The following is a 23105-nucleotide window of genomic DNA, read 5'->3' as shown; positions in this document are numbered from 1 at the left end:
CGTTTCCTAGAATCGATTGACCGTCGCGCGTCCTGCGGCGGACCGATTCGCCCAGGAGGATGCGCATGAACCTTGCCCGTATCGCCGTAGCCCTGTCCCGCGCAGTCGTCGGCACGCCGCCGCCCACCGCCCAAGCGCCGGAGCCCCGCCGGTGATGTGGCCGAACGCGTGGCGTGTCTCGGCACTGTTCGTGCGCGAGTGGGTCGGCCGGCCGGCCGCGGTGGGCGCGTTGTGCCCGAGTTCGCGGCATCTGGCGCGCGAGATGGCCGACACGGTGCCGGACGGCGACGGGCTCGTCGTCGAACTCGGCGGTGGCACCGGCGCGATCACCGCGGCGCTGCTCGAACGCGGCGTGGCGCCGCGGCGCCTCGTCGTGGTCGAACGCTCGCCGGCGTTCGTGCGGCATCTGCGGCGACGCTTTCCCGGTATCTCGATCGTGTCGGGCGACGCACGACAGCTCGAACGGTTGCTGCCGCCTGGTGCCACGGTCGACGCGATCGTGTCGTGCCTGCCGCTGCGCACGCTGCCGCGTGATGACGTGGCGGCGATCGTCGGTCAATGTCATCGCGTGCTGTCGGCCGATGGCGTGATGATTCAATTTACCTACGACCTGCGCCCGCCCGGCCGTCATCCGCTGGGCGATTCGGCATTCGTCGCGTGCGACAGCCGGATCGTCTGGGCCAATCTTCCGCCGGCGCGCATCGTGACCGTGCGCTGCGCTGCCGCATACGCCGGCTGACCGCGGCCGGCTTCTGCCTTGCTCGCCGCCACCCGGAGCAGCTACACGCGCGCGCTGTCCGTCACGTGCACCGGCGGCCGCGACGCAACCCGCTTGATGAAGCGGTCGAGCGGCGCCGCATAGCCGCGTGCAATGACCGCACTCAATGCCGCCGACAGCGCCAGGTACGCGACGAGCAGCGCCAGCTTGTCGTCGCCATGCGTGGCAGACGGCGGCCAGAACGTGCGCAGCGCGCCGAGCACGACCAGATGGAACAGATACAGCTCGTAGCTGAGCCGGCCGCTCCAGCGCAGCGGCGCGAGCAGGCGGCCGTGAGCGGGTGCGTGTTCGGCATGGGCGCCGATCAGCAGCACGGCCGTGCCGAGCGCCATCGCGGATACGCCGAGCACGTGGCTGTCGGCGATCGGCCACGCGAGATAGAACACCGTCATCGCCGTTGCCACGAGCCATTGCACGGGCGCGGCCGCGAGTACCCGCCAGCGGGCGCGTTCGGCCAGTAGCGCGGTGCAGCAGCCGATCGCGATGCCGTCGAAGCATGCGAAGTACGCGTACAGGAAGCCGCCTTCGTCGCCCGAATGCGTGTAGCGATACGCAGGACCGATCGCGGCGGTCATCACCCAGAACGCGAACAGCCGCGTGTCGCGACGCAGCGCGATGCACAGCAGCGGAAACGTCAGGTAGAACACCTCTTCGACCGACAGCGACCACAACACGCCGAGCGCGTAGTTGACCCATCCGTATGCGCCGATCAGCACGTTCATCCAGAACGTGAGCGACGCCAGATTCACGAGCCAGTACGACACGGCGATGCCCTGCGGCGCGTGGTTCGTGAAGATCGGCACGCCGGCCGCCGCGAGGCCGTTGACGAGCGCGAGCAGCAGAAGCAGGCACGGAACGATCCGCGCGACCCGTGACACATAGAATGCGCGCACGTCGAGCGCGCCGAGGCTGCCCCAGCGGCGGCGCGCGTTCGACGCGATCAGGTAGCCCGAGATCGCGAAGAACATCGTCACGCCGTAGTTGCCGTTGCGCACGATCGCATGGATCGTGTCCCAGCCGAGCACGCGCGCGAGCGCGGTGTCGCGCAGCGGATACGCGATGTTGAAGTGATGCAGCAGGACGAGCAGGATCGACACGCCGCGCAGCAGGTCGATGCGGGCATTGCGGGGGCCGGCGCTCATTGCGGCCGGGCCGTTTCGGCGAGCGCCGGCAGCGCCGCGAGGAACGTGTCGCGCGAGCGCAGGCCGGCATTGGGCATTTGCCGCTCGTCGTCCTGGATCAGGTTCGCGAACACCAGCGTGCGTGGCCCCTTCGTCGCCCAGCCGACGAACCAGCCGTACGCGTGCGCAGCATCGTACTTGGAGCCCGGCGAGCCGGTGCCGGTCTTGCCGTGAACGATCCAGCCGCCCGGTTGTGCGTCGATCAGCGTGATGCGCTCGGTCATGTCGTACGCATGCGCACTGATGGGCAGCGTCCGGCGCGCGATCTTGCGCATGAACGCGACTTGTTCGAGCGGCGAGATCCGTAGCGACGAATTGACCCAGGCGCCCATCACGCCGGGGCGTTCGCCCTGCTGGGCAGTGACGTCGGCGTTGCCGTAGCCGAACGCGCTCGTGTACTGCTGGAAGCGTGCCTGCCCGAGCGCCTGCGCGACCTGCTGCGAATACCAGAAAATCGACAGCCTCATCCAGCGCGCCGGGTCGGTCGGTTCGCGCCACGGCGCACCGCCCCAGTCGGGGTAGCCGGCGTGGAAGTCGAGCGTGGGCGTGTGCGCGTCCTTCAGCACGCCGGCGTCGAAGCCCATCAGGCTGATCGCGACCTTGAACGTCGATGCCGGCGTCACGCGGGTCGTGCAGTCGCCGTGCTGCACGAGCAGCTTGCCGGTGGCCGCGTCGGCGACGACGGTGCAGACGGGATGGGCGTGAGAGGACGCGGCGGCCAGCAGGCCGGCGAAGACGAACAGCGTGTCGCGCCAGTGTTTCAAGTGCAGCTCCTTGGCAAGCGTGCGGTCGGTGTGCGGGATGGATGGGAAGCCGAAGGCTCGGGCGCGCTCGAAGAAGCGAGGGCCGGCATCGATGACGACGGAGATCGCCGTCGTCGGGACGGCTCACAGTGTATCGACGGATCGCCTGTTGTCGACCTGTCATGGTTGACGGGGATGCGTGCGACCGTCACCGGTTCAGGCGGCGCATGTCGATCGCACGTTCATCGCCAGACGGTCATGGCTGCAGGCGGCGCGTGGAAAGCGCCCGGCATATCGCCGCGAGCCCGGCGGGGCGAGTCCGCCAAACGGCTGATCGGCCGTCGCCGTGATTGCCCGACGCCGCAAGCGCGACGTACGGGGCGCGATCCCGACGCGTGCATGCCGTTTTTTGCACGACCGCCCCGTTTTTTTGCACGGCGTTGATACGGTCTCTTCTAAGCTGGGCACGTGTCGAACAGCCGGGACGGCCGCCGTCCGCGCCATGACCTTCATTCATCCCTTTCCCGCCTTCGATGTCGCCGGCCGCCGGTTGCGCGGCGGCGCATCCGCCAACGTCGTGCCGTTCCCGCCGCCGCGCCCGCGCCTGCAACTGCCCGTCACGTTGACGGCCGACTCCGTCGACGCCGCGCACGACCGGCTTGCCGCGTTGCTCCATTCCCCGCTCGGCGTGTACGTCGTCAGCGCGCGCGCCGTGCGCAACGTGATTCACGTGCGGTTCGACATCGCGCCGGAAGATCTGGATTTCGCGCTGCACACGCTGATCGCGCAGCAAGTCGACGCGGTGATCGGGCCGGTCGCGCGCCGAATATGCGTCCGGCCCGCCGTCCGTTGAATCGGGAACGGCGATTGCTCGGCTCATCCGCCGCCGATTCGCCGGCCGTCGTGCTGTCCGCCGGCCGGCGACGGCGGCCGTTTGTGCGCTGCGTCGAACGCGGCGCTACCCGTGAACAGGGAGGGCCCATGTACCTTACGGAAGAAGTGCGTATTGCGCGCCCGGCTGCCCGTCGCGCGCATACCGCGGCGTTGCCGTCGGGCAGGCAGCTTGCCCGGCAGTTGATGGTGACGGTTCGCGCGGCGGACGTGCTGCTGCGCCAGGCGATTCGCGTGCCCGATCACCATCAGTGGTCGGTGGACGCCGAACGCGTCGATGCGGCCGGCGGGCCGCTGGCCGCGTGGGATTCCCACGTGACGTTCCGCATCGTCAAGGCATTCGCGCCGGCGTTCGATGCGCACGCGTGCGCGGCCGACCCCGATCAGGCGGCGGTCGAGATTCGATTGTTCCTTCCCGAACAGGCTTACGTGGCCGAGCGGCGGATCGGCATCTTCGGCCGGCGGCACGGCCAGCGGTTCAGCGCGACGCTGTCGGTCACGTCAGGCTCGCAGTGGGGCGGCCGGCGCAGCGAGCACGTTCCGCCGGCCGGGCGGTACGTGCACGGCGACACGCTGGAAGCGCTCGTCGATACGGTGGCCGGCATCGTCAATGCGGCGTTGCACGCGGCCGGACATGGGTGACCTCGTGGCGAGCGGCCGCCGACGGCCTCACGTGTCGCCGGTCTGTCCGGTCTGCCGCTGCAGGTCTTCCATCAACTGTTCCGCGAGGAAGTCGCACGGCGGCCGTTTCGACTTCGTGCTGCGCGCGAGAATCAGCTCGAGCGGCGGCAGGTCGGGCAGCCCGTGCGAGCGGCCGAGCATCGACAGTTGCGCGGGAATCGCGCAGCGAGCGAGCGGCGCGACCGCGAGGCCGGCTTCGACCATGCTGAGCAGCCCGAGCAGGCTCGGGCTTTCATACGACGTGCGGTACGGCACTTTCGCGCGTTCGAGGCTGCGGATCGCGTTCTCGCGCGCGACGCTGCCCGGCATGAACACCGCGATCGGCAGCGGCCGTTCCTCCCAGACGCGCGGCCCGTTCGTCATCGCGGCCCACGCCATCGGCTCGTGGCGGATGAAGTCGCCGGTGAGCCCCTTGATGCGCGTCCCGCACACGAGATCGACGGTGCCCTCCTTGATCAGCGGCGCGAGCGCGCTGCTCGGCAGCCCCATCACCTGGATCTCGACCTTCGGGTAGGTCGCCGAGAATTTCTTCAGCACCGACGGCAGCAGCGACGACGCATAGTCGTCCGGCACGCCGATCACGACCTTGCCGGTCACTTCCGGCCGCACCACGGCCGCCCATGCCTCGTCGCGCAGCGCCAGCATTCGCCTGGCGAATCCCAGCAGCACCTCGCCCTCGCGTGTCAGCACGATGCTGCGCGGCTTGCGTACGAACAGCGGCCGGCCGATCGCGTCCTCCAGGCTCTTGATCTGCATGCTCACGGCCGACTGCGAGCGGTTCACGGCCTCGGCCGCGCGGGTCATGTTGCCGGTTTCCGCGACGGCGACGACGGTGGCCAGCACGTCGTGATCGAGCATCTTCATAGGTATCAGGAAAACTGAACGTAACGATCAGCATTATGCGTTTTTATTGTTGCTGTGTGTCTGCCATAGTGCGATCACGGTGGCGTTTCGCCCGAGGGTGGCGCGGCGCGCGCGCGCAGCTCGCGCGATCCGAGGCGGCGCATGACGGCCCACCCGTGCGTGCGGCGGTGTTGAAGCAGGCTAGCTGGAACATCAACGACATATCAAAGCAAAGCAAAGGAGTGGAGATGACTTTTTCGCAGAAGCAGGCAGTGTTCCATAGCGGTTTCGATGCGATGTTCGACGAACCGGCCGCGGATGACGCGGGTGCGCCGGAAGAAGCGCGCGTGACCTCGTACCAGGCCGTGCTGCAGGAACCGATGACGTCGCTCGTCGGCCATACGATCGATCGGCCGGATGTCGCGGCCGTGGCGATCCTCGGGTACAACTGACGCGCGTTTCGTTCGCGTCGTTTCGACGTCACGCCGGCGTTTCGTTCGACTGAAACGCCGGACGTCCGCGCGGGACGGTTCGTCTTCCGTTCCGCGTGGCTGCGTTCAGCCGGCCGCCTTTTTGCGCGTTGCACGCGCTCCGCCTTCCCCCTTCGATTTTTCCGCCCCCTGCGCGAGCGCCAGCTCGACGAACGCACGCGCGGCCGCGCTCCGGTACGCGCCCTTGCGCTGCAGCAGCACGGCCGTGCGCCGCAGCCCCGCCGGATCGAGCGTGACCGCGACGAGATCGTCGTGCTCGATCGCGATCGTCACCGGCAGCAGCGTCGCGAGGTTCGTGCGGCGCACGATTTCGATCACCGCGCCGAGCGAATTCGCCTCCATCAGCACGCGTGGCTGTACGTCGTGCGCACGGAAATAGCGGTCGATCTGCGTGCGCGTCGCGAACTCCGCGGTGAGCAGCACGAGCGGCGCGTCGTGCAGCGCGTGCAGGCTGGCCTTGCGTTTGCCGGCGAGTGCGTGCCCGCGGTTCACGACGAGCGCGAGCGTTTCGACCAGCAGCGTTTGCGCGTCGACATCCGCCGCCTGCACCTCGTCGAATGCAATGCCGACATCGAGTTCGCCGTCGCCGAGCAGCGCTTCGATACGCTCCTGCGACATCTCGCGCATCGATAGCGACACGTCCGGGTAGCGGCCGTGAAATGCCTCGACGAGCGGCCCGACGAGATAGCTCGTGAAGGTCGGCGTGACCGCGACGCGCAGGGAGCCGCGGCTCATATCCTGCACGTCGTGAATCGCTCGCCGGCCTTCCGCCAGATCGTGCAGCGCCTGCCGCGCATAGCGGAAATACACGTCGCCGGCATCGGTCAGCCGCGTGACGCGCGCCGTGCGGTCGAACAACTGCGCGCCGAGCGTGTCCTCGAGCTGGCGGATCTGCTGCGACAGCGCGGGCTGCGACACGTGCAGCGCAGCGGCCGCGCGCGTGAAGCTACGGTGTTCGGCGACGGCCAGGAAGTAGTGGATGTGGCGCAGCAGCATGGCGGTTCCTATAAGTCGTGCTTATCCAGCGGATCATAAATCAGTCTTTTACGTTATCGGAAGCCGGGCGTAACCTGCCCTTCATCGATTCCACCGGCACCGGAGAACACGCGATGAAGGACATCATCGAAGGCTTCCTGAAGTTCCAGCGCGACGCGTATCCGGCGCGCGCCGCGCTGTTTCGCGATCTCGCGCGCAGCCAGCACCCGCGGGCGCTGTTCATCTCGTGCTCGGACAGCCGGCTCGTGCCGGAGCTCGTCACGCAGCGCGAACCGGGCGACCTGTTCGTGATCCGCAACGCGGGCAACATCGTGCCGTCGTACGGCCCGGAGCCGGGCGGCGTGTCGGCGTCGGTCGAATATGCGGTCGCCGCGCTGCGCGTGACCGACGTCGTGATCTGCGGGCATTCCGATTGTGGCGCGATGACCGCGATCGCGACCTGCCAGTGCATGGACCACATGCCGGCGGTCGGCCACTGGCTGCGCTATGCCGATTCGGCGCGGGTCGTGAACGAGGCGCGCACGCATCGCAGCGAGCGCGAGCGGATCGACTCGATGGTGCGCGAGAACGTCGTCGCGCAACTGGCCAACCTGAAGACGCACCCCGCCGTGCGGCTCGCGCTCGAAGAAGGGCGTCTCGCGCTGCACGGGTGGGTCTACGACATCGAATCGGGCTGCATCGACGCCTACGACGGCGCGAGCGGCCGCTTCGTGTCCCTCGCGGACCATCCCGGCGTCCGCGCCACCCCCGCGACGCTGCCCGTCGCGGCCTGAGTCGCTCCTGTTCTCACTCCACTACGAGGAATTGCCATGATCCAGTCCCAGCACAGTCAGACGGCGCGTCACGCGCTGGCGGAAACCGTCGTCCTCGCGAAGGCGCGCAAGAACCTGTCGTTCGCGCAGCTTACCGAAGGCACGGGCCTGAGCGAAGCGTTCGTCACGGCCGCGCTGCTCGGCCAGCATGCGCTGCCGGCCGATGCGGCGCGCGTTGTCGCCGACAAGCTCGGCCTCGACGACGACGCGGTGCTGCTGCTGCAGTCGATTCCGCTGCGCGGTAGCATCGACGATCGCGTGCCGACCGACCCGACCATCTATCGTTTCTACGAAATCCTGCAGGTGTACGGCACGACGCTGAAGGCGCTCGTGCACGAGAAGTTCGGCGACGGCATCATCAGCGCGATCAATTTCCGGCTCGACGTGAAGAAGGTCGACGATCCCGAAGGCGGTTCGCGCGCGGTGATCACGCTCGACGGCAAGTACCTGCCGACCAAGCCGTTCTGACGCCTGCACGGCACCGCTGCAACGGTGTCGCGCAGTATCGCCCGTGCGCCGGCCGGCGCACGTTCCCGCCATGTCGTTTCAACGAGGACACACCCATGGATTTTGTGAAACGCACGATCGATCTCGCGATGAAGAACGTGGAAGAGGGCGGTCGCCCGTTCGCGACGGTGATCGTCCGCGACGGCGAGATCGTCGCCGAGAGCCCGAACCTCGTCGCGCAGACCAGCGACCCGACCGCGCACGCGGAGATCCTCGCGGTGCGCGACGCGTGCCGCAAGCTCGGTACCGAGCACCTGACCGACTGCGAGATCTACATCCTCGCGAGCCCGTGCCCGATGTGCCTCGGCTCGCTGTACTACTGCAGCCCGAAGCGCGTGATCTACGTCACGACGCGCGAGGACTACGCGCCGTTCTATCGCGACGACCGCAAGTACTTCGAGCTCGATACGTTTTATGCGGAATACACGAAGCCGATTGGGGAACGCCGGTTGCCGATGGTGCAGCACAAGCACGACGGCGCGATCGACGTGTACCGGCGCTGGAAGGAATTGAACGCGAAGTGACGGGATGTGCGACGGTGGCGCGGTTCAGCGCGCGCGTGACGATCGGCGCGATCGTCACGGCCTGCCGGCGACGTTCGTTCGCGGTGGCATGAGCGCATGACGACGCGCTATAGTCGTGCGACGCCCGTCGCGGGCGCCGCACGCCCGGCGGTCTTTTCACGTACGCGTTCGCCTCCATGACAGCCTATCCCGACGTCACCCTTCAACTGACCGACACCGAGCAGCCGGCCGCCCGCGACTTCATCAGCCGCAAGCTCGGCGAATTCAACCATGCGATGACGGGGCGCGCCGATACGGCCGCGCTCGACGTCTACGTGACCGATCCCGCGACCGGCGAGGTATTGGGCGGCCTCACCGGCCGCACGTCGCTCGGCCTGTTCTTCATCGATCTGTTCTATCTGCCCGAATCGCTGCGCGGCGGCGGTTTCGGCAGCGGGTTGCTGCGCGAGGCCGAAGCGGAAGCGAAGCGGCGCGGTTGCGCGCGTGCGGTGCTGTACACGATCTCGTTCCAGGCACCCGATTTCTATCGGAAGCACGGTTACGAGACGTTCGGCGAAGTGCCATGCGAGCCGGAAGGCGCGGCGCGCGTGTTCATGGTCAAGGTGCTTTGAAGCAGTTCGCGTTGCGCGGCAAGCACGCTCGCGCAGCGCGAAAATCGGTATCCGGGCGTCGGCATCGGGCGCGGGGCGGCATCGCTGAATGCCCGCTCCGCGCCGGCGGGGACCGGCTCCGTACGAACCCGCACGGGGCGCATGCCACGCGTATCAGCAATGCTCCAGCGCGTACGACAGGTCGGCGATCAGATCGTCCGGATGTTCGAGCCCGACCGACACGCGAATCAACCCTTCCGACACGCCCGCCGCGGCGCGCGCCTCGGCCGCCACGCCCGAATGCGTCGTCGACGCCGGATGGCAGATCAGCGACTCCGTGCCGCCGAGACTGACCGCGGACTTGAAGAGCGTCAGGTGGTTGATGAACCTGAAGGCCTGCTCGCGGCCGCCGTCGAGGATGAACGCGAACGTCGAGCCGGGCCCGCTGCACTGACGCTGGTAGACGGCCTGGTAGGCCGGATCGTCGATGAGCTCGGGGTGCAGCACGCGCACCGGCCGATACGGATTGTCGGCGAGCCAGCGCGCGACGGCGCTGCCGCTGCGCGCGGCCTGCTGCATGCGCAGCACGAGCGTTTCCATCGAGCGCGTGATCATCCACGACGAATGCGGGTCGAGCTGCGAGCCGAGCGTGCTGCGGAACGAGCGGATCTTCGTGATCAGGGCGCGGGTGCCGGTGACGCCGCCGGCGACGAGGTCGCTATGCCCGCCGATGTATTTCGTCAGCGAGTACACGCTCAGGTCGATGCCCTGGCGCGACGGCTTCTGGTACAGCGGCCCGAGCAGCGTGTTGTCGCAGACCGACAGCGGGCGATAGCCGTGGCGAGCCTCGAACGCATCGATCTCGCTGCGCAGCCCTTCGAGGTCGAACAGCGCGTTGGTCGGGTTGGCGGGCGTCTCGATGTAGCACATCCGCACGTGCCCCTTCTGCGCGGCCGCTTCGAGCGCGGCGCGGATCGCACGGGTGGACAGCCCGTCGGCGATTACCTCGGAGCGAATGCCCCACTCGGGCAGGAACTTCGAGATCAGCGTTTCGGTGCCGCCGTACAGCGGCACGGACTGGACGACGCAGTCGCCCGGCCGCAGGAACGTCAGCAGGATCGCGGCGATCGCGGACATGCCGCTCGACGTCACGACGGCGGCTTCGGAATCGTCGAGCAGCGCGAGGCGATCCTCGAGGATCTCGAGGTTCGGGTGATTGAACCGGCTGTAGACGAGGCCCGCGCTTTCACCTTCGGGCAAAGGCTTGCGCCCGGCCACGACGTCGAAGAATTCGGCGCCGTCCTCGGCCGTGCGGAACGCGAACGTCGACGTGAGGAACACGGGCGGCTTCACCGACCCTTCCGACAGGAACGGATCGTAACCGTACGACATCATCTGGGTTTCGGGATGGAGTTCCCGGTCTGCAATCTTGCGCTTGTGGTAGTTGCGATAGGCCATGCAGTGCTCCGTGCGGGGTGGTGAGGAACAGCCGTTGCAGCGGCGGCATGACGCGTGCGGCGCCGGGTAGGCACCGGTCGTCGCGACCGCGTGTGGCGATACTACCCCGAAGGCGCTGCTTCGTGACGCACCCCTGACACTATCGTCAGGGTGCGGCCCGCTCGACGATCATGTCGTACAGCGCCCGCGCGGCGGGCGACAGTTGTGCGTTCCGCCGCATGACGAGCACGAGCGTGCGCGACACCGACGGCTCGACGAGCTCGATCGTGCGGATCATCGGATACGCATTCTTCTGGATCGCGAGCTTCGGCACGATGGCCGCGCCGAGCCCTTCCGCGACGAGCCCGAGCGCCGTCGAACTGCGCTGCACCTCGTAGAACGAATGCAGCGACACACCGCTCGTCTTCAGCGCGCCTTCGAGCAGCCCGCGATTGCCGCTCACTTCGCCGGCGAAGATCAGCGGATGCGGCTGCAGCGCCGTCCAGCGGATGCGCCGCCGCTTCGCGAGCGGATGATCGTCGCGGCACACGAGCACATAAGGATCGTGCGTGAGCGGCACGCTGACGAGTTCCGGGTGCTGGTCACCGGCGATGCTGATGCCGAATTCGGCCTCGCGCCGCAGCACCGCCTGCAGCACCGACGCCGACGCATGATCGAGAATCTTCACGCGATCGTGCGGCCGGTGCCCGGAGAACGCGCGCAGGATGCGCGGCAGGTATTGCACGCCGACCGTCGGCACGCACGCGATCGTGACGTCGCCGCGCTGGCTCAGGCCCGTCTCGCGGATTTCGGTCAATGCGTCGGACAGTTCGTTCAGCAGCCGGCGCGCCTGCGGCAGGAAACGCCGGCCGATCTCGGTCAGCGTGGTGCGGCGCGTCGTGCGTTCGACCAGCGCGACGCCGAGATACGCTTCGAGCTTGCGCAGCCGCTGCGTGATCGCCGTTTGCGTGACGTGCAGCGTATCGGCTGCCTGCCTGAAGCTGCCGCCGTCGGCGATCGCGACGAAAGCCTGGACACCGAGCGTATCGATCTTCATCAGAATTTTGAATCAATCACGATATTAAATTCATTTTACTGAATGTCGCCGGCCGTCGCAGAATGCGCTGCATCGGCGGCCTGCGGCATTCCCTTACGCGGAAGCGCGGCGGCCGCTCATGCCGACAAGGAGATCTATCGTGACGACCCCGCTCGATCAATACGCTAACCAATACGTGCAGTTCGAGGACGAACGCACGCGCCCCGTGCGCGACCTGCTGGCCGCCGTGCCGAATACACCGATCCGCACCGCGATCGATATCGGCTGCGGGCCGGGCAATTCGACGGAAGCGTTGATCGCACGCGCACCCGACGCGACGATCCACGGGATCGACGCGTCGGCGGACATGATCGCGGCCGCGCGCAAGCGCCTGCCGGCGCTGCGTTTCGACCTTGCCGATGTCACCACCTGGGACGATCCGGGCGGCTACGACCTGATCCTGTCGAATGCGGTGCTGCAATGGGTGCCCGCGCACGACACGCTGTTCCCGAGGCTCGTCGGCCGCCTCGCGCCGGGTGGCCATCTCGCGGTGCAGATGCCCGACAATCTCGACGAACCCGCGCACCGGCTGATGCGAGAAGTCGCCGCGGCCGGGCCGTGGGCCGACAAGCTGAAAGGCGCGGCGCGCACCGAGCGGTTCGATGCGCGCTATTACCATGCGCTGCTCGCGCCGCTATGTTCGCGCGTGGACGTGTGGCGCACGACCTATTACCACCTGCTGCGCGGCGGCGCGGATGCGGTTGTCGAATGGTTCAAGGGCAGTGCATTGCGGCCGTTCCTCGCGGCGCTCGACGACACCGAACGGCGCGCGTTTGTCGCGCGCTATCGCGACGCGCTGGCCGGGCCGAACGGTTACCCGGTGCAGGACGACGGCACGGTGCTGCTGCCGTTTCCGCGCCTGTTCATCGTGGCGACGCGCAAGTAACGCGGCAACGACGCGGCATGGATCGGGCCGATGGCCGTGCGTCAGCGCACCGGCTGCACGGATGCCGGGTCGACCGTGCGGCTTCGCGCGGTCTGCCCGTCGCGCAGGTCCTTGTACCAGAACAGCGCGACTTCCCCGGCGTTCTCGCCACCGGCGTACAGGAAGCGGTCGTAGCCGCCGAGCGCGAAGCCCGCGCGCGCATACGTCGAGCACGCCGCGACGTTGTTCGCCTGCGTTTCGAGCCGCATGAAGCGGAATCCGTGGCTGCGCGCCCACGCTTCCGCGCCCGCCAGCAGGAGCTGCCCGATGCCCTGGCGTCGGCAGTGGCGGTCGACGGCCAACTCCGCGATCTCGGCCATGCCGTTCCAGCTTTCCTCGATCGCGACGAACCCGGCGAGCCGCTCGCCGGCCGTCGCGCGAAACAGCGCCGTTCGGCCCGACGCTTCGCTCGCCCAGCCAGCCGGATCGAAGCCGTAGTCCTTGCGCCGCGCCGGCAGCGCGCGAAGATCGAGCAAGTCCTGATACGGCGCATTCAATTCCCACGCGATGTCGAACGAGAAATCGCATTCGTTCAGCTCGTCGGCGGCAAGCGCGAGCGTTGGTTCGATGCTGATGTGTTCGGCTCGGTCCATGGGGCGGTGTCCTGTCTTCGGCGGGATGACGTGATGGTATCCGTGATGCGATCGTCGGTGCGATGAATGCGCGCCGTATCGCGTCCTTGTCGTTGCTTCGTTCACTGCGCCGGGACGCCGACGCGGCGGCTCGGGTCAGCGCGGGATGGCCCGCGGTGCGCCGTCGTCGCGCGATCCGGCGGCGGGGAGCACGGCGGTGGCCGAACCCCACGCGGCGAGTTCGCGCTTCGTGCGCACGCCGAGCTTCGCGAATGCGCGCTTCACGTACGACTCGGCCGACGCGACGCGCACGCCGAGAATGCCGGCGGTTTCCGGCACGGTCTTGCCCGAGAGCAGATGCTTGCAGGTTTCGTATTCGCGCTTCGACAGCTTCACGCCGTCGGCCGCGAGACGCGCATCGAATTGCGCGAGCGGATGGAGGTCGGGCGTCGCGTGCGCGATGCGCCGTGCGGCGGTGGTCGACGCATGCAGTTCGAGCAGCGGAAACAGCATGTCGCTGATGCTGCGGAAGCGGTTCATCTCGGCGAGCGTGAACGGCGGCCGGTCGCGGCCGCGCTCGAGTGCGATCGAATGCTGCGAATAGCGGGTGCCGCGTGCGAGCACGCATTCATGCCCGATATGCACGTCGTCGAACAGCCGCTGGCGAAATTCTCCGGGCGGGATTGCCGCGATGTCGCGCACGACGAGCATCGTGCCCGTCTTGCCGCGCAGCCCCGCGAACAGCGGGTCGCTGTCGAGAAAGCGCTCGTAGTAGAGCGTCATCACGTCGGAGATTTCGGTGGATGCGGCGCCGATGCCGCTGCTGCCGATCCATTCGCAACGATAGCCTGTGGGCATCGTGCCATCGACGCGCGAGCGTTCGACGTGTGCGACGTCGAGCGGCACGATATCGTTCAGCAGTTGCGTGAGGCGCGGCACGAAGTGCGGCGTGCCGACCGTCTCGATCAGCTCGCCCAATGCCTTGAACGATAGGTTGACGCGATCGTCGTCGCGGTGGATGGCGTTCACGTTGAGCAGCATGCGGTTCCCAAGGGCCTGTTCCGCCCATGACGCGCGTTCCATTGATACGAAAAAAGCATGGGTTCGGCTTGCCGTCGGAAGGGGGCCGCAAGCCCGTTATCAGCGGGGCCGGCCGTTGAAGCGGCTGGATTCCCGCGTTTGCCGCGAAGGACGCCATCAGCGGGAAATGCCGGCAGGCGTCCTGTCGATCCGTTCGCCCCGTAAAACGTCGCGCGTCACCCGGAAGAGGGTATACCGGGGCAGTGTAAACGAGTCGGTGCGCCTGCGCCTTTTTCGTGTGCGTCTATGCGTCGATACGCTCCACCTTGCCGACGAGCAGCCCGTACGACAGGCTACCGGCGAGCGCCATCGCGGCGATGTAGGTGGTCGCGTGCCCCGCCGTGCCGCCCCGCAGCGCGGCGACACAGGGAAGCGGGTGGAATCGCGCGAAGCGTGTCATGAGCGGTTGTCGTGGCGAAGGAGCGCGCGCAGGCGACCGGTCAGCCGTGCGTGCTGTCGTCGCGATAGCCGTTCTTGCCGACGAAGATCTCCTTCAGCGCGGCGCGCAGCGTGACCGGATCGTACTGTCCGGGCGCGAGATGGATCACATAACGCGTCTGGCCGTCGAGGCGCGCGGCGACGCCGGGCTCGATCTCGACGTTGATCGTATCGTCGGTCAGCCGCACCGACAGATCCTTGACGCGTACGTTGAGCTGGTCGCGCACCATCACTTCGATCAGCGTGTCGTCCGGAAAGCGCGACAGCGCAAAGCAATAGTCCTGCTCCGCATCGTGACAGTAGATGTTGGCGAAGCTTTCGTCATCGTCGAGATCGGACGTGGCCGCGCCGACGGTAGCGTGAAGTTCCCTGAGCATCGATTCCTGCTGAAGGCGTTATTTGTGAGCATGCATCGTCGCTTCGGTCGCAGCCCCGGCGTCGAGCATCGCGTCGGCCTGTGCATCGCGCGCCTTCAGCCACAGCCCGAATTCGCGCATCACGTCGACCACCGGCCGCAGCCGGTCGCCGTCCGCGGTCAGATCGTACTCGACGCGCACCGGCACTTCCGGATAGACGGTGCGCCGCACGAGCCCCGCGTCTTCCAGCGCGCGCAGGTCGAGCGTCAGCATGCGCTGCGAGATGCCCGGCATGTCGCGCCGCAGGTCGCTGAAGCGGCGCGGCCCGTCGAGCAGATACGACACCAGCAGCAGCCGCCAGCGGCCGCCGAGCAGGCGCATCGCTTCTTCAACGGAACATCCTGTCGCACTCGTTTTCATCGTGCCGAATCCTGGTCGGTAAATTTTTTGTGACTACGGCACAAACGACTGCCGTCTTCCCAGCGCTGCGCCGATGCGAGATATTAGCGCCCGCGTCGCGGCGAATCGATACATGGACAACCCACGGAGGAAACGCTTGAAGCTCTATCACGCTCCCGGCAGCTGTTCGCAGGCTATTTGCATCGTACTGCGCGAAGGCGGATTCGACGCCGAGATCGTCAAGGTCGACGCGCGCAAGCATGTCGTCGACGGCGGCCGCGATTACTACGACGTGACCGAACTCGGCTACGTGCCGCTGCTCGAGCTCGACGACGGCACGATGCTGCGCGAAGGGCCGGTGATCGCCCAGTATCTCGCGGACCAGCGCCCGGCGGCTGCGCTTGCGCCCGCTTACGGCACGCTCGCGCGCTACCGGCTGATGGAATGGCTGAACTTTCTCGGCACCGAGATCCACAAGGGGTTCATCCCGCTGCTGTATGCGGTGCAGGCGGGGAAGTACGTCGAGCCCGTACGGCAGAAGCTCGACGGTCGCTTCGCGTGGATCGACCGCCAGCTCGACGGCAGGACGTTCGTTACCGGCGACACGTTCACGGTCGCCGATGCGTACCTGTTCGCGCTGACCGGCTGGGGCAAGGCCGACTGGATGCGTTCCGTGTACAACGCGGATATCGACCTGAGCCGGCATGCGCATCTGCGTGCGTGGTACGAGCGGGTGCGCGCGCGGCCGGCGGTGCAGCAGGTGCTGGCGGCGGACAACCTGCTGCGATGACCCGTGGCGGCTGCGGCGGGAAGGCGCGTCGTTTCGCCGTCGCGACGCAGCGGCATGCCGCTGCAGCCCGCGCTATAATCGCCGCCATGAAACTGTTTCGGACCTTCATCCTGCTGCTGCTGTGCGCGGTGCTGCCCATCACTGGGCTGGCAGCCAGCGGCCTGACCGGTGAATGTCCAATGCAGCACACGATGTCGATGGAGGCGGATACGGGCATGAACATGGCCATGTCCGCCGACATGAACGGCTGCGATTCGATGCAGCCGTCCTCCGCCGATCACGCGAAGGCCAAAGCCAAGGGCTCGGCCTGCAAGGTGACGGCCCAATGCCAGTTCGGCAGTCTCTACCACCCGGCCGCCCGCGCCGACGTCAGCCGTCCCGCCGCATTCGCCAGCACGATCGTCTTCCACTACACGCAGTCCGTCCCGGCTCGCGACCCGAACGGGTTGTGGCGCCCGCCACGCATCAGCTGATCCCGATTTGACCGGTTCGCCGCGTACGCGGTGAGGTTCGTCCTGCGCGCAGGACGTGGAATCCCTTTGGGTTCCGATTTGGGGTTACACCATGTCATTCGCTTTCCGCACGCGGCGCATGCCGCGTGCACGTCGGCGCGCGCCCGTACCGTGGGCCGCGCTGCTGGTGGCCGGCGCCGTTCACGCGCAGCAGGCGCCGCTGACGCTGGACGCCGCGCTACAGGCCGCCACCGATCGTTCCGCATCGATGCAGGCAGCACAGGCTTCCGTGCTCGCGCGTTCCGAAGCGGCCGTCAGGGCCGGGCAGTTGCCGGACCCGATGCTCAAGGCCGGTATCGACAACCTGCCGGTCAACGGCGGGCAGCGCTTCACCGTCGGCCAGGACTTCATGACGATGCGCCGCATCGGCATCGAGCAGGAATGGGTGTCCGGAGACAAGCGGCGGCTGCGTACCGCGCTGGCCGACGAACAGGTCGGCCGCGAGCGCGCCGGCTATCTCGTGCAACTGGCGGCCGTGCGCCGGCAGACCGCGACGGCGTGGCTGGATGCCGTCTATGCGAAGCAGGCGCTCGCGCTTCAGCAGGCGCTGCTCGGTCACATGAACCATGAACTCGACGCGACGCAGGCGTCGTATCGCGGCGCGAAGGCGAGCGCGGGCGACGTCGTGCAGGCCCGCGCGATGCTCGCTCGGACGCAGGACCAGGTGCTCAAGGCGCAGCAGGCGTATCGCACCGCGCTTGTCGCGTTGGGCCGCTGGACGGCGGCGCCCGTGACGGACGTGGCAGGTACGCCGCCCGCGCCCGAATCCTTCGTATCGTCGTTGCCGTCGGACGAGCTGCGCCTGTCGCAGCCGGCACTCGTCGCCGCCGCGAACGATATCGCGGTGGCCGAAGCCGACGCCGCGGTCGCGACCAGCGAGCGCAACCCCAACTGGACATGGGAAATCGCATACCAGCAGCGCGGCGGCGCGTATTCGAACATGGTGTCGATCGGCGTCTCCATTCCGCTGCCGCTCGATCGCAAGAATCGCCAGAACCGCGACGTCGCCGAAAAGGCGGCGCTCGCGACGAAGGCGCGCCTGATGTACGAGGACACGTTGCGCCAGGTACAGGCCGACATCCGCACGCAATCCGACACGCTGGCGAGCGGCCGCGAACGTATCGCGCAGCTGGACGCCGCGCTGTTGCCGGCCGCCGAGCAGCGCGTGCAGCTCGCGACGGCCGCGTACCGGGCCGGCACGGGGTCGCTCGCCGACACGTTCGCCGCGCGGCGTGCGCAACTCGATGCGCAGTTGCAGGTGCTCGATCTCAGGCGCGAGGTCTCGCAGACCTGGGCGCAGCTCGAATATCAGGTCGTGCCGTCGGCGATGGCCGCCGCGCAGTGAAGGAGACGCTCATGACAAGGCAATCACTGATGCGTGCGGCGCTGATCGCGTCCGCCGGTGCGGCGCTCGCGGGCGCCGGCTATTTCGCGGGCGTTCGCCATGCTGCGGACGACGCGGCGCCGCGCGCCATGCCCGCCGCCGCGCCGTCGGACGCGCCGGCGCAGCAGGCCGCACGCAAGGTGCTGTACTGGCACGACCCGATGGTGCCGAACCAGCACTTCGACAAACCGGGCAAATCGCCGTTCATGGACATGCAGTTGCAGCCGGTCTATGCGGACGAAGGCGGTGCCGCGGCGGGCATCCGGATCGATCCGGGCCTGCAGCAGAACCTCGGCATCCGCTATGCGACCGTGCGTCGGCAGCAGACGGCGGCCGGCTTCGACGCGGTAGGCACCACGCAGTTCGACGAAGCGCGCGCGACGGTCGTGCAGTCGCGTGTGACGGGCTACATCGATCGTCTGTACGCGCGTGCGCCGATGCAGCGCATCGCGAAGGGCGCGCCGGTCGCATCGCTGTTCGTGCCCGACTGGCTCGCGCCGCAGGAGGAGTATCTCGCGCTGAAGCGCGGCGGGATGGACGGCAGCCTGCTCGATGCGGCGCGCGCACGGATGCGGGCGCTGTCGATCCCGGACGGGATGATCGCGGCCCTCGACCGCACCGGCCGCGCGCAGACGCACGTCGTGCTGAGCGCGCCGGAAACCGGCGTCGTCAGCGAGCTGAACGTGCGCGACGGCGAGACGGTCGCGCCCGGTCAGACACTCGTGAAGATCGCCGGGCTGTCGACGCTGTGGTTGATCGTCGAGGTGCCGGAAGCGCTCGCCTTGAACGTGCAGCCGGGGATGTCGGTCGACGCGACGTTCGCGGGCGATCCGGCCCGGCATTTCAGCGGACGCATCCGCGAAGTGCTGCCCGGCATCAGCACGGGCAGCCGGACGCTGCAGGCGCGCGTGGAGATCGACAACGCGTCGCTGAAACTCACGCCCGGCATGCTGATGCGCGTGCGGGTCGCCGCGAACGAGACGGTGTCGCGCCTGCTCGTGCCGTCCGAGGCGGTGATCGCGACCGGCCAGCGCACGATCGTCATCGCGAAGCACGGCGACGGCCGGCTGCAGCCGGTGTCGGTGACGGTCGGCAACGACGTCGGCGGCGACACGGAAGTGCTCGACGGGCTGAACGAAGGCGACACGGTCGTCGCGTCGGGGCAGTTCCTGATCGATTCGGAAGCCAGCCTGAAAAGCGTGTTGCCGCGGCTCGCGCGGGCGGCAGGGGTGAGCTCGGCCGCGTCGTCCGCGACGGCAACCGCGCCGGTCTACGAAACCACCGGCAAGGTGGAGAAGGTCACGGCCGACGACATCACGTTCTCGCATCAGCCGGTGCCGGCGCTTGGCTGGGGCGCGATGACGATGGCGTTCGGCAAGCCGTCGGCGCACGCGTTTCCGGACGTGAAGCCGGGCCAGACCGTGCGCTTCGCGTTCACGCAGGCCGACGACGGCTACCGGCTGACGAAGGTCGAGCCGCAGGGAGGTGAGCGATGATCGCGCGCATCATTCACTGGTCCGTCCATCACCGGTTTCTGGTGCTGCTGGCCACCGTGCTGCTCGCTGCATGGGGCGTGCATTCGCTGCGACAGACGCCGCTCGACGCATTGCCCGACCTGTCGGACACGCAGGTGATCGTGAAGGCGTCGTATCCGGGCAAGGCGCCGCAGGTCGTCGAGGATCAGGTGACCTATCCGCTGACGACGACGCTGCTCGGCGTGCCGGGCGCGAAAACCGTGCGCGCGTACTCGTCGTTCGGCGACGCGTTCGTCTACGTGCTGTTCGACGACCGCACCGATCCGTACTGGGCGCGTTCGCGCGTGCTCGAATACCTGAGCCAGGTGCAGAGCCGGCTGCCGGCGGGCGCGACCGTGTCGCTTGGGCCCGATGCGACCGGCGTCGGCTGGGTATACGAATACGCGCTCGTCGACCGCACCGGCCGTCACGATCTCGGCCAACTGCGCGCGCTCAACGACTGGTTCCTGAAGTTCGAGCTGAAGGCCGTGCCGGACGTATCGGAAGTGGCGAGCATCGGCGGCATGGTGCGCCAGTACCAGGTCGTGCTGGATCCGGACAAGCTGCGCGCGTACGGCATCACGCAGGCGGCGGTCGCGGAGGCGCTGGGCAAGGCCAACCAGGCGTCCGGCGGCTCGGTCGTCGAGCTGGCCGAGTCGGAGTACATCGTGCGGTCGTCCGGCTACCTGCGCACGCTCGACGATTTTCGTCACGTCGTGCTGCGCACCGACGACACCGGCACGCCGGTCCTGCTCGGCGACGTCGCGCGCATCCAGGTCGGCCCGGCGATGCGGCGCGGCATCGCGGAACTGAACGGGCAGGGCGAGGTGACGGGCGGCGTCGTCGTGATGCGCTCGGGCAAGAACGCGCTGACGACGATCGACGCGGTGAAGGCGAAGCTCGCCGACCTGAAGCGTTCGCTGCCGCCGGGCGTCGAGATCGTCACGACCTACGACCGTTCGCAACTGATCGAGCGTGCGGTCGACAACCTGACGGACAAGCTGATCGAGGAATTCGTCATCGTCGGCATCGTCTGCGCGGTGTTCCTGTTTCATCTGCGCAGTGCGCTGGTCGCGATCCTGTCGCTGCCGCTCGGCGTGCTGGCCGCGTTCATCGTGATGCGCTACCAAGGCGTGAATGCGAACCTGATGTCGCTCGGCGGGATCGCGATCGCGATCGGTGCGATGATCGACGCGGCGATCGTGATGATCGAGAACGCGCACAAGCATCTGGAGGCGTACGACCGCGCGCATCCCGGCGAGCCGATCACGGCCGCACGCCGCCGGGAACTCGTCGCGGCGTCGGCCGCGGAGGTCGGGCCCGCGCTGTTCTTCTCGCTGCTGATCATCACGCTGTCGTTCATTCCGGTGTTTTCGCTGGAAGGGCAGGAGGGCAAGCTGTTCGCGCCGCTTGCGTTCACGAAGACCTACACGATCGCCGCCGCCGCCGGGCTGTCGGTGACGCTGGTGCCGGTGCTGATGGGCTATCTGGTGCGCGGCCGCATTCCGCACGAACACGCGAACCCGATCAACCGCGTGCTGATCCGCCTGTACCGGCCGCTGCTCGAAGCGACGCTGCGGCGCCCGTGGGCCGCGATCGGCGTCGCGGTCGTCGCGCTCGTGCTGACGGCCGTGCCGTTGTCGCGGCTCGGCGGCGAATTCATGCCGCCGCTCGACGAAGGCGATTTGCTGTACATGCCGACCGCGCTGCCGGGCATCTCGGCGGACAAGGCGAGCGAACTGCTGCAGCAGACCGACCGGCTGATCAAGACCGTGCCCGAGGTCGACACGGTGTTCGGCAAGTCGGGCCGCGCCGATTCGGCGACCGACCCGGCGCCGCTCGAGATGTTCGAGACGACGATCCGCTTCAAGCCGCGCAGCGCGTGGCGGCCGGGCATGACGCCGGAGAAGCTCGTCGACGAACTCGACCGGACGGTGAAGGTGCCCGGGCTGTCGAACGTATGGGTGCCGCCGATCCGCAACCGGCTCGACATGCTGTCCACCGGAATCAAGACGCCGGTCGGTGTGAAGATTTCCGGGCCGGACCTCGCGGGAATCGACGCGATCGCGACGCAGGTCGAGGCGGCCGTGAAGCGCGTGCCGGGCGTGACGTCCGCGCTCGCGGAACGGCTGAACGGCGGCCGCTACGTCGACGTCGACGTCGACCGGCTCGCCGCCGCGCGTTACGGGCTGTCGGTGGCCGATATCCAGTCGGTCGTATCGTCGGCGATCGGCGGCGAGGATGTCGGCGAAGTGATCGCCGGGCGCGAGCGCTTCCCGATCAACATCCGCTATCCGCGCGAGATTCGCGATTCGCTCGAGAACCTGCGGCAACTGCCGATCGTCACCGCGCGCGGCGCGCAGATCCGCCTCGGCGACGTCGCGCACGTCGCGATCGCCGACGGGCCGCCGATGATCCGCAGCGAGAACGCACGGCTGTCCGGCTACGTGTACGTCGATCTCCGCGGTACCGACCTGAGCACGGCCGTCCGTACGATGCAGAAGACCGTCGCGCAACAGGTCGCGTTGCCGCCGGGCTATTCGATCGCGTGGTCGGGGCAGTTCGAGTACCTCGAACGCGCGGCGGCGACGCTGCGCACCGTCGTGCCCGTCACGCTCGTCGTGATCTTCGTGCTGCTGTTCGTCACGTTCGATTCCGCGGCCGACGCGCTGCTGCTGATGTCGACGGTCCCGTTCGCGCTGGTCGGCGGGTTCTGGCTCGTGTGGGTGCTCGGCCATGCGGTGTCCGTCGCGACGTCGGTCGGTTTCATCGCACTGGCGGGCGTGGCCGCCGAATTCGGCGTCGTGATGCTGCTGTACCTGAAGGGCGCGCTGCAGCGCCGGCTCGATGCCGGCGAACCGCTGACCGATGCGTTGCTGCTCGACGCGATTCGCGAAGGCGCGGTGTTGCGCGTGCGGCCGAAGGCGATGACGGTCGCCGTCGTGCTCGCCGGGCTCGTGCCGATCATGCTCGGCCACGGCGCCGGCTCCGAAGTCATGCAGCGCATCGCCGCGCCGATGGTCGGCGGCATGGTCACGGCGCCGCTCCTGTCGATGTTCGTCATTCCCGCCGCGTGGCTTCTACTTCAACGCCGTCGTGCGCGAAGCGCGGGCCCCACGCGGCATTCCGATGCCGTTCCTTCCGGCACGAACGTGCCATCCCTTCCCACCGGAGAATCACGATGAAGATGAATCAATTGATCGCCACTGCAGCCGCCGTCGTCGCGCTGAGTGCCTTCGCGGTACCGGCGTTTGCCGCCGGCGAGATGTCGGGCATGGACATGTCCGGCATGAAGATGTCGTCGGACGGCGCGGCGGAATCGAACGCCGCGCTGACCGACGCCGAAGTGAAGAAGGTCGATGCCGCGAGCGGCAAGATCACGCTGAAGCATGGCGCGCTGGAGAACGTCGGGATGCCGCCGATGACGATGGCATTCAAGGCGAAGGATGCGGCGATGCTCGCGCAAGCGCATGCGGGCGACAAGGTCAGGGTGCGGATCGAGAAGGTCGACGGCACGTTGACGATCGTTAAGCTCGTCAAGGGTTCCTGATCGTCCGGATGCGGG

The 23105-nt window shown here is 67.9% G+C and carries 26 protein-coding genes; 15 read left to right on the top strand and 11 right to left on the bottom strand.

The genetic code is table 11. The annotated features are described in order from the left end of the window. The first annotated feature begins 151 nt into the window (after positions 1-151). Positions 152-739: a class I SAM-dependent methyltransferase gene (locus A9Z05_RS16540; protein WP_069619038.1), complete on the top strand. Its 588-nt coding sequence runs from the start codon at positions 152-154 to the stop codon at positions 737-739. A gap of 41 nt (positions 740-780) precedes the next feature. Here A9Z05_RS16540 and A9Z05_RS16535 read toward each other — a convergent pair whose 3' ends face one another. Then, on the bottom strand, positions 781-1920 hold the full coding sequence (locus tag A9Z05_RS16535) for an acyltransferase (RefSeq protein ID WP_069619037.1): 1140 nt from the start codon (positions 1918-1920) through the stop codon (positions 781-783). Then, positions 1917-2729, bottom strand: a complete 813-nt coding sequence (gene blaOXA, locus A9Z05_RS16530) for an OXA-1043 family class D beta-lactamase (protein WP_371090899.1) — start codon at positions 2727-2729, stop codon at positions 1917-1919. Before blaOXA ends, A9Z05_RS16535 begins: the two co-directional genes overlap by 4 nt. Before the next feature lie 475 nt (positions 2730-3204). Here blaOXA and A9Z05_RS16525 point away from each other — a divergent pair, with 475 nt between their 5' ends. Both A9Z05_RS16525 and A9Z05_RS16520 read left to right on the top strand, forming a co-directional pair. Continuing rightward, complete coding sequence (locus tag A9Z05_RS16525) at positions 3205-3555, top strand: hypothetical protein (RefSeq protein WP_069619035.1); 351 nt, start codon at positions 3205-3207, stop codon at positions 3553-3555. A gap of 128 nt (positions 3556-3683) precedes the next feature. Next, the gene (locus tag A9Z05_RS16520) at positions 3684-4235 is read left to right on the top strand and encodes a hypothetical protein (protein WP_069619034.1); all 552 of its coding nucleotides are present in this window, start codon (positions 3684-3686) and stop codon (positions 4233-4235) included. A gap of 27 nt (positions 4236-4262) precedes the next feature. On the opposite strand, the gene A9Z05_RS16515 is transcribed toward A9Z05_RS16520, so the two are convergent. Continuing rightward, positions 4263-5138, bottom strand: a complete 876-nt coding sequence (locus tag A9Z05_RS16515) for a LysR family transcriptional regulator (RefSeq protein ID WP_069619033.1) — start codon at positions 5136-5138, stop codon at positions 4263-4265. Between the two features lie 227 nt (positions 5139-5365). Here A9Z05_RS16515 and A9Z05_RS16510 point away from each other — a divergent pair, with 227 nt between their 5' ends. Then, entirely contained in the window at positions 5366-5569 is a 204-nt protein-coding gene (locus A9Z05_RS16510) for a hypothetical protein (RefSeq protein ID WP_069619032.1), read from the top strand. Between the two features lie 105 nt (positions 5570-5674). Here the strand turns inward: A9Z05_RS16510 and cynR are convergent, their stop codons facing one another. Then, positions 5675-6604, bottom strand: coding sequence for a transcriptional regulator CynR (cynR, locus tag A9Z05_RS16505; protein WP_069619031.1), 930 nt, complete (start codon positions 6602-6604; stop codon positions 5675-5677). 113 nt (positions 6605-6717) lie between these two features. On the opposite strand from cynR, the gene A9Z05_RS16500 reads away from it, so the two are divergent. From A9Z05_RS16500 to A9Z05_RS16485, 4 genes are all read left to right on the top strand, one after another. Further along, positions 6718-7377 carry a carbonic anhydrase gene (locus A9Z05_RS16500; protein WP_069619030.1) on the top strand — a complete coding sequence of 220 codons (660 nt, stop codon included), beginning with the start codon at positions 6718-6720 and terminating at the stop codon, positions 7375-7377. Positions 7378-7413: 36 nt separating this feature from the next. Beyond that, positions 7414-7884, top strand: a complete 471-nt coding sequence (gene cynS / locus A9Z05_RS16495) for a cyanase (protein ID WP_069619029.1) — start codon at positions 7414-7416, stop codon at positions 7882-7884. 95 nt (positions 7885-7979) lie between these two features. Beyond that, complete coding sequence (locus A9Z05_RS16490) at positions 7980-8447, top strand: nucleoside deaminase (RefSeq protein WP_069619028.1); 468 nt, start codon at positions 7980-7982, stop codon at positions 8445-8447. A gap of 176 nt (positions 8448-8623) precedes the next feature. Beyond that, positions 8624-9058, top strand: coding sequence for a GNAT family N-acetyltransferase (locus tag A9Z05_RS16485; RefSeq protein ID WP_069619027.1), 435 nt, complete (start codon positions 8624-8626; stop codon positions 9056-9058). A 153-nt stretch (positions 9059-9211) separates the two neighbouring features. Here the strand turns inward: A9Z05_RS16485 and A9Z05_RS16480 are convergent, their stop codons facing one another. Together A9Z05_RS16480 and A9Z05_RS16475 are read right to left on the bottom strand one after the other, a co-directional pair. After that, positions 9212-10495, bottom strand: a complete 1284-nt coding sequence (locus A9Z05_RS16480) for a cystathionine gamma-synthase family protein (RefSeq protein ID WP_069619026.1) — start codon at positions 10493-10495, stop codon at positions 9212-9214. 145 nt (positions 10496-10640) lie between these two features. Beyond that, the gene (locus A9Z05_RS16475) at positions 10641-11531 is read right to left on the bottom strand and encodes a LysR family transcriptional regulator (protein ID WP_069619025.1); all 891 of its coding nucleotides are present in this window, start codon (positions 11529-11531) and stop codon (positions 10641-10643) included. A 139-nt stretch (positions 11532-11670) separates the two neighbouring features. On the opposite strand from A9Z05_RS16475, the gene tam reads away from it, so the two are divergent. Further along, a complete protein-coding gene (gene tam, locus A9Z05_RS16470; protein ID WP_069619024.1) occupies positions 11671-12456 on the top strand; it encodes a trans-aconitate 2-methyltransferase in 786 nt (261 codons plus the stop codon). 41 nt (positions 12457-12497) lie between these two features. Here tam and A9Z05_RS16465 read toward each other — a convergent pair whose 3' ends face one another. The 5 genes from A9Z05_RS16465 to A9Z05_RS16450 form a co-directional block, all read right to left on the bottom strand. Beyond that, the gene (locus A9Z05_RS16465) at positions 12498-13088 is read right to left on the bottom strand and encodes a GNAT family N-acetyltransferase (RefSeq protein ID WP_069619023.1); all 591 of its coding nucleotides are present in this window, start codon (positions 13086-13088) and stop codon (positions 12498-12500) included. 135 nt (positions 13089-13223) lie between these two features. Further along, on the bottom strand, positions 13224-14108 hold the full coding sequence (locus A9Z05_RS16460) for a helix-turn-helix transcriptional regulator (RefSeq protein ID WP_069619022.1): 885 nt from the start codon (positions 14106-14108) through the stop codon (positions 13224-13226). Between the two features lie 283 nt (positions 14109-14391). Further along, on the bottom strand, positions 14392-14547 hold the full coding sequence (locus A9Z05_RS36950) for a hypothetical protein (RefSeq protein ID WP_176730212.1): 156 nt from the start codon (positions 14545-14547) through the stop codon (positions 14392-14394). A gap of 40 nt (positions 14548-14587) precedes the next feature. Beyond that, positions 14588-14962, bottom strand: a complete 375-nt coding sequence (locus A9Z05_RS16455; RefSeq protein WP_069619021.1) for a hypothetical protein — start codon at positions 14960-14962, stop codon at positions 14588-14590. A gap of 18 nt (positions 14963-14980) precedes the next feature. Beyond that, entirely contained in the window at positions 14981-15361 is a 381-nt protein-coding gene (locus tag A9Z05_RS16450) for a helix-turn-helix domain-containing protein (RefSeq protein WP_069619020.1), read from the bottom strand. Between the two features lie 136 nt (positions 15362-15497). Between A9Z05_RS16450 and A9Z05_RS16445 the strand changes: the two genes are divergently transcribed. The 6 genes from A9Z05_RS16445 (at position 15498) to A9Z05_RS16420 (ending at position 23090) form a co-directional block, all read left to right on the top strand. After that, the gene (locus A9Z05_RS16445) at positions 15498-16130 is read left to right on the top strand and encodes a glutathione S-transferase C-terminal domain-containing protein (protein ID WP_069619019.1); all 633 of its coding nucleotides are present in this window, start codon (positions 15498-15500) and stop codon (positions 16128-16130) included. An 86-nt stretch (positions 16131-16216) separates the two neighbouring features. Further along, positions 16217-16603 (top strand): hypothetical protein, encoded by a 387-nt coding sequence (locus A9Z05_RS16440; protein WP_069619078.1) that lies wholly within the window; start codon positions 16217-16219, stop codon positions 16601-16603. A 91-nt stretch (positions 16604-16694) separates the two neighbouring features. After that, positions 16695-17987, top strand: a complete 1293-nt coding sequence (locus A9Z05_RS16435; protein WP_069619018.1) for a TolC family protein — start codon at positions 16695-16697, stop codon at positions 17985-17987. Positions 17988-17998: 11 nt separating this feature from the next. Further along, positions 17999-19522 carry an efflux RND transporter periplasmic adaptor subunit gene (locus A9Z05_RS16430; RefSeq protein ID WP_069619017.1) on the top strand — a complete coding sequence of 508 codons (1524 nt, stop codon included), beginning with the start codon at positions 17999-18001 and terminating at the stop codon, positions 19520-19522. Further along, on the top strand, positions 19519-22725 hold the full coding sequence (locus A9Z05_RS16425; protein ID WP_069619016.1) for an efflux RND transporter permease subunit: 3207 nt from the start codon (positions 19519-19521) through the stop codon (positions 22723-22725). The genes A9Z05_RS16430 and A9Z05_RS16425 overlap by 4 nt, the downstream gene beginning before the upstream one ends. Further along, positions 22722-23090, top strand: a complete 369-nt coding sequence (locus tag A9Z05_RS16420) for a copper-binding protein (RefSeq protein WP_069619015.1) — start codon at positions 22722-22724, stop codon at positions 23088-23090. Before A9Z05_RS16425 ends, A9Z05_RS16420 begins: the two co-directional genes overlap by 4 nt. The last annotated feature ends 15 nt before the right edge of the window (positions 23091-23105 follow it).

It is taken from the genome of Burkholderia sp. A2 (assembly GCF_001729305.1).
GTDB lineage: Bacteria > Pseudomonadota > Gammaproteobacteria > Burkholderiales > Burkholderiaceae > Burkholderia > Burkholderia sola.
This window is presented reverse-complemented; position numbering and strand designations above follow the sequence as displayed.

What these genes read in the sequence shown, in the direction of transcription:
- A9Z05_RS16535 (WP_069619037.1), bottom strand. Translation starts at nt 1,920, where the DNA reads ATGAGCGCCGGCCCCCGCAATGCCCGCATCGACCTGCTGCGCGGCGTG.
- A9Z05_RS16525 (WP_069619035.1), top strand. Translation starts at nt 3,205, where the DNA reads ATGACCTTCATTCATCCCTTTCCCGCCTTCGATGTCGCCGGCCGCCGG.
- A9Z05_RS16520 (WP_069619034.1), top strand. Translation starts at nt 3,684, where the DNA reads ATGTACCTTACGGAAGAAGTGCGTATTGCGCGCCCGGCTGCCCGTCGC.
- A9Z05_RS16515 (WP_069619033.1), bottom strand. Translation starts at nt 5,138, where the DNA reads ATGAAGATGCTCGATCACGACGTGCTGGCCACCGTCGTCGCCGTCGCG.
- A9Z05_RS16510 (WP_069619032.1), top strand. Translation starts at nt 5,366, where the DNA reads ATGACTTTTTCGCAGAAGCAGGCAGTGTTCCATAGCGGTTTCGATGCG.
- cynR (WP_069619031.1), bottom strand. Translation starts at nt 6,604, where the DNA reads ATGCTGCTGCGCCACATCCACTACTTCCTGGCCGTCGCCGAACACCGT.
- A9Z05_RS16500 (WP_069619030.1), top strand. Translation starts at nt 6,718, where the DNA reads ATGAAGGACATCATCGAAGGCTTCCTGAAGTTCCAGCGCGACGCGTAT.
- cynS (WP_069619029.1), top strand. Translation starts at nt 7,414, where the DNA reads ATGATCCAGTCCCAGCACAGTCAGACGGCGCGTCACGCGCTGGCGGAA.
- A9Z05_RS16490 (WP_069619028.1), top strand. Translation starts at nt 7,980, where the DNA reads ATGGATTTTGTGAAACGCACGATCGATCTCGCGATGAAGAACGTGGAA.
- A9Z05_RS16485 (WP_069619027.1), top strand. Translation starts at nt 8,624, where the DNA reads ATGACAGCCTATCCCGACGTCACCCTTCAACTGACCGACACCGAGCAG.
- A9Z05_RS16480 (WP_069619026.1), bottom strand. Translation starts at nt 10,495, where the DNA reads ATGGCCTATCGCAACTACCACAAGCGCAAGATTGCAGACCGGGAACTC.
- A9Z05_RS16475 (WP_069619025.1), bottom strand. Translation starts at nt 11,531, where the DNA reads ATGAAGATCGATACGCTCGGTGTCCAGGCTTTCGTCGCGATCGCCGAC.
- A9Z05_RS16465 (WP_069619023.1), bottom strand. Translation starts at nt 13,088, where the DNA reads ATGGACCGAGCCGAACACATCAGCATCGAACCAACGCTCGCGCTTGCC.
- A9Z05_RS16460 (WP_069619022.1), bottom strand. Translation starts at nt 14,108, where the DNA reads ATGCTGCTCAACGTGAACGCCATCCACCGCGACGACGATCGCGTCAAC.
- A9Z05_RS36950 (WP_176730212.1), bottom strand. Translation starts at nt 14,547, where the DNA reads ATGACACGCTTCGCGCGATTCCACCCGCTTCCCTGTGTCGCCGCGCTG.
- A9Z05_RS16455 (WP_069619021.1), bottom strand. Translation starts at nt 14,962, where the DNA reads ATGCTCAGGGAACTTCACGCTACCGTCGGCGCGGCCACGTCCGATCTC.
- A9Z05_RS16450 (WP_069619020.1), bottom strand. Translation starts at nt 15,361, where the DNA reads ATGAAAACGAGTGCGACAGGATGTTCCGTTGAAGAAGCGATGCGCCTG.
- A9Z05_RS16440 (WP_069619078.1), top strand. Translation starts at nt 16,217, where the DNA reads ATGAAACTGTTTCGGACCTTCATCCTGCTGCTGCTGTGCGCGGTGCTG.
- A9Z05_RS16435 (WP_069619018.1), top strand. Translation starts at nt 16,695, where the DNA reads ATGTCATTCGCTTTCCGCACGCGGCGCATGCCGCGTGCACGTCGGCGC.
- A9Z05_RS16430 (WP_069619017.1), top strand. Translation starts at nt 17,999, where the DNA reads ATGACAAGGCAATCACTGATGCGTGCGGCGCTGATCGCGTCCGCCGGT.
- A9Z05_RS16425 (WP_069619016.1), top strand. Translation starts at nt 19,519, where the DNA reads ATGATCGCGCGCATCATTCACTGGTCCGTCCATCACCGGTTTCTGGTG.
- A9Z05_RS16420 (WP_069619015.1), top strand. Translation starts at nt 22,722, where the DNA reads ATGAAGATGAATCAATTGATCGCCACTGCAGCCGCCGTCGTCGCGCTG.